Origin of the sequence: Pseudomonas syringae pv. tomato str. DC3000 (genome assembly GCF_000007805.1) — a bacterium.
GTDB classification, from domain to species: domain Bacteria; phylum Pseudomonadota; class Gammaproteobacteria; order Pseudomonadales; family Pseudomonadaceae; genus Aquipseudomonas; species Aquipseudomonas avellanae.
On sequence record NC_004578.1, the window covers coordinates 2,154,513 to 2,167,090 of the forward strand.

Annotated in this window: 14 protein-coding genes; all 14 read left to right on the forward strand. The window is 58.2% G+C overall.

Translation table 11 applies throughout. From position 1 onward, the window contains the following. Positions 1-166: 166 nt before the first annotated feature. The 14 genes from fliL (at position 167) to PSPTO_RS10290 (ending at position 12,560) form a co-directional block, all read left to right on the forward strand. Positions 167-670, forward strand: coding sequence for a flagellar basal body-associated protein FliL (fliL, locus tag PSPTO_RS10220; RefSeq protein WP_007244365.1), 504 nt, complete (start codon positions 167-169; stop codon positions 668-670). A gap of 9 nt (positions 671-679) precedes the next feature. Further along, positions 680-1,648, forward strand: a complete 969-nt coding sequence (gene fliM / locus PSPTO_RS10225; protein ID WP_003378750.1) for a flagellar motor switch protein FliM — start codon at positions 680-682, stop codon at positions 1,646-1,648. A gap of 61 nt (positions 1,649-1,709) precedes the next feature. Next, positions 1,710-2,168 (forward strand): flagellar motor switch protein FliN, encoded by a 459-nt coding sequence (gene fliN / locus PSPTO_RS10230; protein WP_003378749.1) that lies wholly within the window; start codon positions 1,710-1,712, stop codon positions 2,166-2,168. Next, positions 2,169-2,609, forward strand: coding sequence for a flagellar biosynthetic protein FliO (fliO, locus tag PSPTO_RS10235; protein WP_005766986.1), 441 nt, complete (start codon positions 2,169-2,171; stop codon positions 2,607-2,609). Continuing rightward, positions 2,609-3,361, forward strand: coding sequence for a flagellar type III secretion system pore protein FliP (gene fliP, locus PSPTO_RS10240; protein WP_007244364.1), 753 nt, complete (start codon positions 2,609-2,611; stop codon positions 3,359-3,361). Before fliO ends, fliP begins: the two co-directional genes overlap by 1 nt. Positions 3,362-3,386: 25 nt before the next feature. Next, on the forward strand, positions 3,387-3,656 hold the full coding sequence (locus PSPTO_RS10245) for a flagellar biosynthetic protein FliQ (RefSeq protein WP_002554277.1): 270 nt from the start codon (positions 3,387-3,389) through the stop codon (positions 3,654-3,656). 15 nt (positions 3,657-3,671) lie between these two features. Continuing rightward, positions 3,672-4,448 (forward strand): flagellar biosynthetic protein FliR, encoded by a 777-nt coding sequence (gene fliR, locus PSPTO_RS10250; RefSeq protein ID WP_007244363.1) that lies wholly within the window; start codon positions 3,672-3,674, stop codon positions 4,446-4,448. A 1-nt stretch (position 4,449) separates the two neighbouring features. Further along, entirely contained in the window at positions 4,450-5,586 is a 1,137-nt protein-coding gene (gene flhB / locus PSPTO_RS10255; protein ID WP_005766982.1) for a flagellar biosynthesis protein FlhB, read from the forward strand. 386 nt (positions 5,587-5,972) lie between these two features. Next, positions 5,973-8,102, forward strand: coding sequence for a flagellar biosynthesis protein FlhA (gene flhA, locus PSPTO_RS10265; RefSeq protein WP_005616857.1), 2,130 nt, complete (start codon positions 5,973-5,975; stop codon positions 8,100-8,102). A gap of 11 nt (positions 8,103-8,113) precedes the next feature. Next, the gene (gene flhF, locus PSPTO_RS10270; protein ID WP_005766980.1) at positions 8,114-9,442 is read left to right on the forward strand and encodes a flagellar biosynthesis protein FlhF; all 1,329 of its coding nucleotides are present in this window, start codon (positions 8,114-8,116) and stop codon (positions 9,440-9,442) included. Positions 9,443-9,557: 115 nt separating this feature from the next. After that, positions 9,558-10,391, forward strand: a complete 834-nt coding sequence (gene fleN / locus PSPTO_RS10275) for a flagellar synthesis regulator FleN (RefSeq protein ID WP_003412391.1) — start codon at positions 9,558-9,560, stop codon at positions 10,389-10,391. Continuing rightward, entirely contained in the window at positions 10,388-11,128 is a 741-nt protein-coding gene (gene fliA / locus PSPTO_RS10280; RefSeq protein WP_003378731.1) for an RNA polymerase sigma factor FliA, read from the forward strand. Before fleN ends, fliA begins: the two co-directional genes overlap by 4 nt. Before the next feature lie 252 nt (positions 11,129-11,380). Beyond that, the gene (locus PSPTO_RS10285; protein WP_007244361.1) at positions 11,381-11,755 is read left to right on the forward strand and encodes a chemotaxis response regulator CheY; all 375 of its coding nucleotides are present in this window, start codon (positions 11,381-11,383) and stop codon (positions 11,753-11,755) included. Between the two features lie 19 nt (positions 11,756-11,774). Beyond that, on the forward strand, positions 11,775-12,560 hold the full coding sequence (locus PSPTO_RS10290) for a protein phosphatase CheZ (RefSeq protein ID WP_005766975.1): 786 nt from the start codon (positions 11,775-11,777) through the stop codon (positions 12,558-12,560). Positions 12,561-12,578 lie beyond the last annotated feature (18 nt).

Here is a 12,578-nt window from a genome sequence, read left to right on the forward strand (position 1 = left end):
AAGCCCGGTTTTCAGGGTTCATCAGGACTTATGTCATGTCCAGCGCCTGTCTCCGCGCGTAACCGTTTGTGTCAGATACATGCCCCTCTCGTACAACTCTGGCATAACACTTGCTCTTCCTCTGTCACGTATTGAAGAACCTCTTGAATAGTGACGGATTATTGGCATGGCGAAGAGCGAAGAAGTTGTTAAAGACCCGGCAGCCAAAGGCAAGCTCAAGCTCATCATCATCGCGGTTGTAGCGTTGCTGCTTGCGGTAGGCCTGTCGGTCGGGGCAACGTGGTTCCTGATGCACAAGAGCGAAAGCGCGCCAGACCCGGCAGCCGCCGCAGCGGCAGCGAACGTCAAGCCAGTGGCGGTGTTCGAACCCATGACACCAGCCTTCGTGGTCAACTTCAACGCCAACGGTCGCCAGCGCTACATGCAGGTCAGCATCACCATGCTGGGCCGCAATGCAGCTGACATGGAAGCGCTGAAAGTGCACATGCCCCTGATCCGCAATAACCTTGTCATGCTATTCGCGGCCATCCCCTTCGAGTCGCTGGCCTCGCCGATCGGCCAGGAAATGCTGCGTCAGAAAGCGACGGCGAGCATTCAGGAAGTGGCACAGAAAGAACTCGGCAAGACTGTGATCGAACAGCTGCTCTTCACTAACTTCGTATTGCAGTAGGATCCTCACATGGCCGTGCAAGACCTGCTCTCCCAGGATGAGATCGACGCGCTGCTGCATGGCGTTGACGACGGGATGGTCCAGACTGACATCGCCAGTGAGCCTGGCAGCGTCAAAAGTTACGACCTGACCAGTCAGGACCGTATCGTCCGTGGGCGTATGCCTACGCTGGAAATGATCAACGAGCGATTCGCCCGCTATACCCGCATCAGCATGTTCAACCTGCTGCGCCGCTCGGCGGATGTGGCAGTGGGCGGTGTTCAGGTCATGAAGTTCGGTGAATACGTGCATTCGCTGTACGTGCCGACCAGCCTTAATCTGGCCAAGATAAAACCGTTGCGCGGCACGGCGCTGTTCATTCTGGACGCCAAGCTGGTGTTCAAGCTGGTGGACAACTTCTTTGGTGGTGACGGTCGTCACGCCAAGATCGAAGGCCGTGAATTCACGCCGACCGAACTGCGTGTCGTGCGCATGGTGCTGGATCAGGCGTTCATCGATCTCAAGGAAGCCTGGCAGGCGATCATGGAAGTCAACTTCGAGTACATCAACTCGGAAGTGAACCCGGCCATGGCCAACATCGTCGGGCCGAGCGAGGCCGTGGTGATTTCCACTTTCCACATCGAACTCGATGGCGGTGGCGGCGATCTGCACGTGACCATGCCGTACTCGATGATCGAGCCGATCCGTGAAATGCTCGACGCCGGTTTCCAGTCGGACCTGGACGATCAGGACGAGCGCTGGGTCAACGCGCTCAAAGAAGATGTTCTGGACGTCAACGTGCCGCTCACCACCACCATTGCCCAGCGCCAACTGCCGTTGCGGGACATCCTGCACATGCGCCCTGGCGATGTGATCCCGGTGGAACTGAGCGATACGCTGGTCCTGCGTGCCAATGGCGTACCTTCGTTCAAGGTCAAGCTAGGCTCGCACAAGGGCAAGATGGCCCTGCAAGTAATCGAACCCATAGCGCGACGTTGACCTGTCTGGTTAACGTCGGAAATTGTTGCGTAACTGAAATACTGCGTGCAGAGGACTACCGATGGCTGATGAAAATGATATGACGTCTGCTGAAGATCAGGCGTTGGCCGATGAGTGGGCTGCTGCGTTGGGCGAAGCGGGCGACAGCCAGGCTGACATTGACGCGTTGCTGGCGGCGGACGCCGGGAATTCGGGCAGCCGGATGACCATGGAAGAGTTCGGCAGTGTGCCGAAAAGCGCTGGCCCGGTGACTCTGGATGGTCCGAACCTGGACGTGATCCTCGACATTCCGGTGTCGATCTCCATGGAAGTGGGCAGCACCGACATCAACATTCGCAACCTGTTGCAGCTTAACCAGGGCTCGGTGATCGAGCTGGACCGTCTGGCAGGCGAGCCGCTGGATGTGCTGGTCAACGGCACGCTCATCGCCCACGGCGAGGTGGTGGTGGTCAACGAAAAGTTCGGCATCCGTCTGACTGACGTGATCAGCCCGAGCGAACGCATCAAGAAGCTGCGCTGAATGAGGCGGTGGCTGAGTGTTCTGCTGACCGTGCCGTCGCTGGCCTGGGCTGTCGAGCCTGTTGCGCAGGCAGCACCGGCGCAGGTGGCCAACACGGTTTCCGGTGGCATGGGCGGGCAGGTGATGCAACTGCTGTTTGGCCTGATCGTGGTGGTAGGGCTGATTTTCGTGCTGGCGTGGGTCATGCGCCGGGTACAGCGCGTGGGGCCGAACAACGGGCAGGTCATCGAGCTGGTGAGCACGCGAGCGTTAGGCCCGCGTGATCGTCTGGTGCTGGTGCAGATTGGCAACGAGCAGGTGCTGCTGGGTATCACGCCGGGACGTATCACGCCCCTGCACGTACTCAAGGAACCTGTGCACGTGCCGGTTCGTGAGCAGACGACACCTGAATTCGCTCAGCGCCTGATGGAGCTGATGGGCAAGGATAAGGACAAGAAGTAATGGGCGCCTTGCGTTTCCTGATACTGCTGATGCTGGCCGTGGTGGCACCTGCTGCGCTGGCGGCCGATCCGCTGTCGATACCGGCGATCACGCTGTCCAACGGTGCCGACGGGCAGCAGGAATATTCGGTCAGTCTGCAGATTCTGCTGATCATGACTGCGCTGAGCTTTATTCCGGCGTTTGTCATGCTGATGACCAGTTTCACCCGGATCATCATCGTCTTTTCTATTCTGCGTCAGGCCCTTGGCTTGCAGCAGACACCGTCGAACCAGATCCTGACCGGCATGGCGCTGTTTTTGACCATGTTCATCATGGCGCCGGTTTTTGACCGGGTGAATCAGGACGCATTACAGCCCTACCTGGCTGAAAAGCTCACGGCGCAAGACGCCGTTGCCAAGGCGCAGGTGCCGATCAAGGATTTCATGCTGGCGCAGACCCGTACCAGCGACCTTGAGCTGTTCATGCGTTTGTCCAAACGTACCGATATTCCGACACCGGACGCTGCGCCGCTGACCATTCTGGTCCCGGCGTTCGTGATTTCGGAGCTCAAGACGGCGTTTCAGATCGGCTTCATGATCTTTATTCCGTTTCTGATCATCGACCTGGTGGTAGCCAGTGTGCTGATGGCGATGGGCATGATGATGCTCTCGCCGCTGATCATTTCCCTGCCGTTCAAGATCATGCTGTTCGTGCTGGTGGATGGCTGGGCGCTGATTGTCGGCACCCTGGCTGGCAGTTTTGGTGGCGTATGAGCCGTTTTACTGAGGAGTCTGCCCGATGACGCCGGAAGTTGCCGTCGATCTGTTTCGCGAAGCGCTGTGGCTGACCACGGTGCTGGTGGCGATCCTCGTAGTTCCGAGCCTGTTGTGCGGCCTGCTGGTGGCGATGTTTCAGGCGGCCACGCAGATCAACGAACAGACTCTGAGCTTCCTGCCGCGTCTGCTGGTGATGCTGGTGACGCTCATCGTCATCGGCCCCTGGCTGCTGAAAATATTCATGGAATACATGCTGTCGCTGTACACCAGTATTCCGACGCTGATCGGCTAGCGCCTCGTGCAGCCGATGCTTGCGCTGACCGATATCCAGATCAGTACCTGGGTAGCCAGCTTCATGTTGCCGATGTTTCGTATCGTCGCGCTGTTGATGACCATGCCGGTGATCGGCACCACGCTGGTTCCCCGGCGTGTCCGTCTTTACCTCGCCTTTGCCATCACGGTAGTGGTCGCGCCAGCGCTGCCGGCCATGCCGCCGGTTCAGGCGCTTGACCTCAGTGGGCTGTTGCTGATCGGCGAGCAGATCATCATCGGTGCCGGCATGGGGCTGTCCCTGCAGATGTTCTTCCATATCTTTGTGATTGCCGGGCAGATCATCTCGACGCAGATGGGGATGGGCTTCGCTTCGATGGTCGACCCCACCAACGGGGTGTCTTCGGCAGTGATCGGGCAGTTCTTCACCATGCTGGTGACCCTGTTGTTTCTGTCCATGAACGGTCATCTGGTGGCGCTGGAAATCCTTGTCGAAAGCTTCACCACGATGCCGGTGGGGGGTGGTCTGCTGGTCAACAACTTCTGGGAGCTGGCGAACGGGCTGGGCTGGGCGCTGAGCGCCGGGCTCAGGCTGGTTTTGCCCGCTGTCACGGCGCTGCTGATCATCAACATCGCCTTTGGCGTCATGACTCGCGCTGCGCCACAGCTCAATATCTTTTCGATCGGCTTCCCGCTGACTCTGGTGCTGGGCATGGTCATCCTGTGGATGACGATGGGTGACATTCTCAATCAGTATCAGCCCATTGCCACTCAGGCACTGCAGATGCTGCGCGACATGGTGAGGGCTCGTTGAGATGGCAGAAAACGAGAATGGCCAGGACAAGACAGAAGACCCCACGGAAAAAAAGGTCAAGGACTCCAGAGCCGAGGGCCAGATTGCACGCTCCAAGGAGCTGACCACTTTGGTGGTCATGTTGATGGGGGCGGGCGGGTTGCTGATGTTCGGCGCAGGCATCGCGCAGATGATGTCCGACCTGATGCGCGACAACTTCACGATCAGCCGTGAAACGATCATGGATCAGTCGTACATGGGCAAGGCCTTGCTCAGTTCCGGCCTGCACGCGCTGGTGGTCATGCTGCCGTTTCTGATTGCCATGCTGGCGGCGGCGCTGGTCGGTCCGATCCTGCTCGGTGGCTGGCTGTTCTCGACCAAGTCGCTGATGCCCAAGTTCAGCCGAATGAACCCGGCAGCGGGGCTCAAGCGGATGTTTTCGCCCCATGCGCTGGTCGAATTGCTGAAGTCCTTTGGCAAGTTCCTGATCATCCTGGCCGTTGCACTGGTGGTCTTGAGCAAGGAACGTAACGACCTGGTGGCCATCGCCCACGAGCCGCTCGAACAGGCGATGATCCACAGCCTGCTGGTGGTGGGCTGGAGCAGCTTCTGGATGGCCTGTGGCCTGATGTTCATTGCTGCTGCCGACGTACCCTTTGTGCTGTATGAGGCGCACAAGAAACTGCTGATGACCAAGCAGGAAGTGCGCGACGAGCACAAGAACAGCGAGGGCAGCCCCGAGGTCAAACAGCGTATTCGCCAGTTGCAGCGCGAAATGTCCCAGCGACGCATGATGGCGTCGATTCCCGAAGCGGATGTCATCATCACCAACCCGACACACTTCGCCGTTGCCCTGAAATACGATCCCGAGCAGGGCGGAGCGCCAATGCTGCTGGCCAAGGGTACGGACCTTGTTGCCCTGAAAATTCGAGAAATCGGCGCGCACAACCAGATTCTGATCCTTGAATCGGCCGCGCTGGCACGCTCCATCTATTACAGCACCGAGCTGGACCAGGAAATTCCCGCAGGCCTGTATCTGGCCGTTGCCCAGGTATTGGCTTACGTCTACCAGATCCGCCAATTCCACTCAGGCCAGGGCAAGCGCCCCGACCCCCTTGGCGACGTCAAAATCCCTCCGGATTTGCAGCGCGATGCTTAGCCTTCAGTGGCTGTCATAAAGTTGCCTTAGCTCTCTTCCAACGCTCTGGCGTGCGCCTTTAAATGTACGGCGCGGCGCAGATCTGTGACGCGCAGCGTCACGACAGGCATTCCCATGCTGGAGTGGTAGGAACGATAGGTGTCCGGAAGAACACTATGGTGGCCCATGCTCCGCGTGGGCATGCCGTTCTGGACGCTTTGCGTCCGCTCTTTAGTGTGCGCAGCGCGAGGTTCTCTGGCTTCACTGATCACCTCGTCTTGCGCAATTTCTACCTCTAAAGCCTTGCCGGCACTGGCTTTGTAAAAGTTGGACAGCTTTTTGCAATAAGGTCGATACAGGTCGCCATCGGCGTCAATGTTTTGATCTAGTGCGCAGGTAACGAATCAGTGGATCGCTCTCAATTACTCAGTAGCGCACGCAGCAACATCACAGGCCTTGGCCGTGGTCAGTTGGGCGTTCCGTTGTTGTTGCTGATCATGCTGGCAATGATGATGTTGCCCATGCCACCGTTCCTGCTGGACGTACTGTTCACGTTCAACATTGCATTGTCCATCGTCGTGCTGCTGGTTTGCGTCTATGCCCTGCGGCCGCTGGATTTCTCTGTGTTTCCGACCATTCTGCTGGTCGCCACGTTGTTGCGTCTGGCGCTGAACGTCGCGTCGACGCGGGTGGTCATGCTTCACGGTCAGGACGGTCATGCTGCTGCGGGCAAGGTGATTCAGGCCTTCGGTGAAGTGGTGATCGGCGGTAACTACGTCGTCGGTATCGTGGTGTTCGCCATCCTGATGATCATCAACTTCGTGGTCATCACCAAGGGTGCCGGGCGTATTTCCGAGGTGAGCGCGCGCTTCACCCTCGACGCGATGCCCGGCAAGCAGATGGCAATCGACGCCGACCTCAACGCCGGCCTCATCGACCAGCCGGAAGCCAAGCGCCGTCGTGCCGAAGTGGCCCAGGAGGCCGAGTTCTACGGTTCCATGGACGGTGCCAGCAAGTTTGTACGCGGCGACGCAATTGCTGGCCTGCTGATTCTGTTCATCAACCTCATCGGCGGCATGCTGGTCGGTATCTTTCAGCATAATATGACCTTCGCCGATGCGGGTCGCGTTTACACCCTGCTGACCATCGGTGACGGTTTGGTGGCGCAATTGCCATCACTGCTCCTGTCCACCGCTGCCGCGATCATGGTGACCCGTGCTTCCGGTTCGGAAGAAATGGGCAAGCTGATCAATCGCCAGATGTTTGCCTCACCCAAGGCGCTGGCGGTATCCGCCGCGATCATGATCGTGATGGGGCTGGTGCCAGGCATGCCGCACTTCTCCTTTATCAGCCTTGGTCTGGTGGCCGCAGGTGGCGCATACCTGCTGTGGAAGAAAGACAATCAGGTGAAGGTCGAGGCGCTGGCCGAAGTGCAGCGTCAGCAGGACCTGCTGCCGTCGCCGACTCGCGTTCAGGACTCCAAGGAGCTGGGCTGGGATGACGTAACCCCGATCGATATCATCGGCCTGGAAGTGGGTTACCGTCTGATTCCGCTGGTGGACCGCAATCAGGGTGGTCAACTGCTGGCGCGGATCAAGGGTGTGCGCAAGAAACTGTCACAGGAACTTGGCTTTCTGATGCCCACCGTACACATCCGCGACAACCTCGATCTGGCACCCAGCGCTTACCGTCTGACGCTGATGGGGGTGATCCTCGCCGAAGCCGAGATCTATCCGGATCGCGAACTGGCGATCAACCCCGGTCAGGTGTTCGGCACGCTGAATGGCATCACCGCCAGAGACCCGGCGTTTGGCCTGGAAGCCGTCTGGATCGAAATCAGCCAGCGCAGTCAGGCGCAGTCACTCGGTTACACCGTGGTAGACGCCAGTACGGTAGTGGCAACCCACTTGAACCAGATTCTCTACAAGCACTCTCACGAGCTGATCGGTCACGAAGAAGTCCAGCAATTGATGCAATTGCTGTCCAAAAGCTCGCCCAAGCTCGCTGAAGAGCTGGTGCCTGGCGTGCTGTCCCTGTCGTCGCTGCTCAACGTGCTGCAGGCGTTGCTGGCCGAGCACGTACCTGTGCGGGATATTCGCAGCATTGCAGAGGCTATCGCCAACAACGCCGGGAAGAGTCAAGATACCGCCGCTCTGGTGGCCGCCGTGCGTGTCGGTCTGAGTCGCGCAATCGTCCAAAGCATTGTAGGCGTTGAGCCGGAGCTGCCTGTTATCACTCTGGAACCAAGGTTGGAACAGATATTGCTCAATAGTTTGCAGAAGGCTGGTCAGGGTCAGGAAGAAGGCGTTCTGCTTGAACCGAGCATGGCTGAAAAGCTCCAGCGTTCGTTGATTGAAGCGGCCCAGCGTCAGGAGATGCAAGGGTTGCCGGTCATTCTTCTGGTAGCAGGTCCTGTCCGGGCGATGCTGTCACGATTTGGACGATTGGCTGTACCGAACATGCATGTTCTGGCGTACCAGGAAATACCGGACAACAAGCAAGTAACCATCGTAGCGACTGTCGGGCCGAACGGCTGAGGTAGTGAGTCATGCAAGTTAAGCGATTTTTCGCCGCCGATATGCGTCAAGCCATGAAACTGGTTCGCGATGAGCTGGGCGCCGAGGCGGCCATCATCGGTAACCGGCGCATTGCCGGTGGCGTAGAGCTGACTGCCGCTCTGGATTACAAGCTGTCTGCCCTGGCGCCGCGTGTGCCGAATATGGAACTCGAAGACGAGCTGCGCAAGACTCAGTCGCGCATCGTCTCCGCTCAGGCCGAACTGAACAACCGTAGCGACAGCGATGCGTCGATCAACCTTCAGCTGTTTTCCGGCAAGCCGGTCAGTGCTGCCGACACGCATATCGAACCGACGCTCGAAGAGCCGCCACGCCCGTTTGCCTACGCTCCCGCACCGGCTGCAGAGCCTGCTGGCGGTCAGCGTGCCTTTGACTCGATGCGCTCTGAATTGAACGGCCTGCGCGAGCTGCTGGAAGTCCAGCTCGGCTCCCTTGCCTGGAACCAGCTACAAGGCAGCCGTCCGCAGCAGGCCAACCTGTGGCGCCGTCTGCAACGCGTCGGCCTGTCCGGCCCGCTGTCTCGCGATCTGCTGTCGATGATCCCGGACATCGACGAGCCTCGTCAGGCCTGGCGCATGTTGCTGGCCCATCTGGCCCGCATGATTGCTGTACCGGACATCGAGCCGCTGGAAGAGGGCGGAGTGATTGCCATGGTCGGTCCTGCCGGTATGGGCAAGACCACCACTCTGGCCAAACTGGCGGCACGTTATGTGTTGAAGTACGGCCCGCAGAATATCGCCCTGGTCAGTATGGACAGTTTCCGCATCGGCGCGCAGGAACAGCTCAAGACTCTTGGGCGCATCCTCAACGTGCCGGTCACCCATGTCGATCCGGGCCAGTCGCTGGTTCAGGCGCTGGAGCCTTTGCTGCGCAAGCGCGTGGTGCTGATCGATACCGCCGGGCTGCAGGCCAGTGATCCTGCGCTGCGCATGCAGCTTGAAAGCCTGGCAGGGCGCGGCATCAAATCACGTAACTACCTGGTGCTGGCGACGACCAGCCAGAAGCAGGTGCTGACCGCTGCGTATCACAGTTACAAACGGTGTGGCCTGGCCGGATGCATTCTGACCAAGCTTGATGAAACAGCCAGCCTGGGCGAAGTCCTGAGCCTGGCGATCAGTCACGAGTTACCGGTGGCCTACCTCACGGACGGTCCACGTATTCCTGATGACCTGCACACTCCACGACGTCATCAACTGGTGAGTCGTGCGGTGAGTGTGCAGATGCAGGATGAGCCTAGCGAGGAAGCGATGGCGGATATGTTTGCTGACCTCTATCACACCCCTGGCAAGAGAGTGGGTTAAGTGATGGATATTTTTGGAATGTCCCTGCGTCAACGGTCTGCCATGCGGTGTTCATTTGCGAACGTGCAGCCCTTGATGTGGTTTCGGTCTACGCAAGACAAGGTAAAGAAATAACATGGGCAGCATGCATCCCGTACAGGTTATCGCGGTGACCGGTGGCAAAGGTGGCGTCGGTAAGACTAACGTGTCAGTGAACCTATCACTGGCCCTCGCCGAGCTTGGCCGGCGCGTCATGCTGCTGGATGCCGATCTTGGCCTGGCCAATGTCGACGTTCTGCTTGGGCTGACGCCTAAACGCACGCTTGCCGATGTGATAGAGGGTCGCTGTGAGTTGCGCGACGTTCTGTTGCAGGGGCCGGGCGGGGTTCGTATCGTGCCTGCGGCCTCTGGCACCCAGAGCATGGTGCACCTGTCACCGGCCCAGCATGCCGGCCTTATTCAGGCGTTCAGCGAGATTGGCGACAACCTCGATGTGCTGGTGATCGATACCGCTGCCGGTATCGGCGAGTCGGTGGTCAGCTTCGTGCGCGCCGCTCAGGAAGTGCTGCTGGTGGTGTGCGACGAGCCCACGTCGATCACCGATGCGTACGCCCTGATCAAACTGCTCAATCGCGACTACGGCATGAACCGTTTCCGGGTGCTGGCCAACATGGCCCAGAGCCCGCAGGAAGGACGCAACCTGTTCGCCAAACTCACCAAAGTGACTGATCGTTTTCTTGATGTTGCCCTGCAATATGTAGGTGCCGTGCCGTACGACGAGTGCGTGCGCAAGGCGGTACAAAAGCAGCGTGCCGTCTACGAAGCATTCCCGCGTTCCAAATGTGCGCTGGCTTTCAAGGCCATTGCCCAGAAGGTTGATACCTGGCCGTTGCCAGCCAACCCGCGGGGTCATCTCGAGTTCTTCGTTGAGCGACTCGTTCACCAGACCAGTGCGGGGCCTGTGCAATGACTGCGAGCGGCTACCAGATGTACAGCAAAACCTCCCGTAATTCGCAGTACGAGTTGATCGAGCGTTATGCGCCGCTGGTCAAGCGTATCGCTTATCATCTGCTGGCGCGCTTGCCGGCCAGTGTGCAGGTCGAGGATCTGATTCAGGCTGGTATGATCGGCCTGCTCGAGGTTTCCACCAAGTATGATTCCACCAAGGGTGCGAGTTTCGAGACCTATGCCGGTATTCGCATTCGTGGTGCAATGCTCGATGAGGTTCGCAAGGGGGACTGGGCACCTCGCTCGGTTCACCGCAATACCCGTATGGTCAGTGACGCAATTCGCGCAATTGAAGCTAAAACCGGTCGTGACGCTAAAGATCACGAGGTTGCGGCCGAACTCCAGTTGAGTCTTGATGATTATTACGGGATTTTGAATGACACCTTGGGCAGCCGCCTCTTCAGTTTCGACGACCTGCTGCAGGACGGCGATCATGAAGGGCTGCACGAGGACGGCGCAAGCGGTTCGCTTGAGCCATCACGCGACCTGGAAGACGAGCGCTTCCAGGCAGCGTTGGCCGATGCAATTGCCAATTTGCCAGAGCGCGAGCGTCTGGTGTTGGCGCTGTACTACGACGAAGAGCTGAACCTCAAGGAAATCGGAGAGGTTCTTGGTGTCAGCGAATCTCGAGTCAGTCAGTTACACAGCCAGTGCGCAGCTCGTTTGCGAGGGCGTTTGGGGGAGTGGCGAGCGCGTTGACGGCAGTGCGCGACGTTTGTCGTGCGTTGTCTGCATGCCGGCTGTGCAAAGCGTTACGTGGTAGCAGGATAGACGAGGCAAGGGCCTGTCGGGCAATGTCTCGATGGGCTTTAGTCGCAGTCTTGACTGTCGTTGTGCCAAGCCCGTCGTCGTTTCGTATAGCTGGGGGTGTGCTGTGCCAGTATTGAGTGAACAGCGTGTTCAGGTGCTGAACGCGTTAAAGACTGCTTGGAGGTCGAATTGGACAAGAACATGAAAATCCTCATCGTTGATGACTTCTCAACGATGCGGCGGATCATCAAGAATCTGTTGCGTGATCTGGGGTTTACCAACACATCTGAAGCGGATGACGGTCTGACCGCATTGCCGATGCTGCAGAGCGGTGCCTTTGACTTTCTGGTGACGGACTGGAACATGCCTGGCATGACCGGTATCGACTTGTTGCGTCAGGTCCGTGCGGACGATCGTCTCAAAAGCCTTCCTGTACTGATGGTTACTGCCGAAGCCAAGCGTGAGCAGATCATTGAAGCTGCCCAGGCCGGGGTGAACGGTTATGTAGTCAAGCCATTCACGGCTCAAGCGCTGAAAGAGAAGATCGAAAAGATCTTTGAACGCGTCAATAGCTGATGCATGCCGTGAGGGCGCTATGGATAACAATGATTCGATGGCCGACTTTGAGTCGACCTTAAAAAGACACGCACAGGAACTCGTCACCAGCCTTGAAAAAGGCCGTTTCGGCGAAGCTGTGCAGCTGATCCATGAGCTCAATCAGACCCGTGACCGCGGCCTTTATCAGGAAGTGGGCAAGCTGACGCGTGAGTTGCACAGTGCAATCGTCAATTTCCACATTGATCCGCATATGCCTCAGGCCGAAGAGGTGTCGCAGATCACGGACGCGACGGAGCGTCTTTCCTACGTCGTCAGGCTGACCGAGAACGCGGCCAACCGTACGATGGATCTGGTCGAGGAAAGCACGCCGATCATGAATGGTCTGAGTTCCGACGCCAAGGCGTTGAGCGAAGACTGGGGACGCTTCATGCGTCGCGAAATCGGTGCCGAAGAGTTTCGTGAACTGGCCAAGCGCGTCGATGGTTTTCTGACGCGTACCGAGAAGGAAAGCCATACGGTTTCCGCGCACCTCAACGATATTCTGCTTGCTCAGGATTACCAGGACCTCACCGGTCAGGTGATCAAGCGCGTCACGCAACTGGTGACCGAAGTAGAGGGCAATTTGCTCAAGCTGGTGCTCATGGCCAGCCATGTCGATCGCTTCGCTGGCATCGAACATGACGAAGAATCCATCCTTGCTGAAAAAGATCCTAAAAAACATCTCGACAAGGGTGAAGGTCCGCAGATTCATGCCGATAAACGTGAAGACGTCGTATCCGGACAGGATGATGTAGACGATCTGCTATCGAGCCTCGGCTTCTAAGGTCTGTTGACGGTTAAT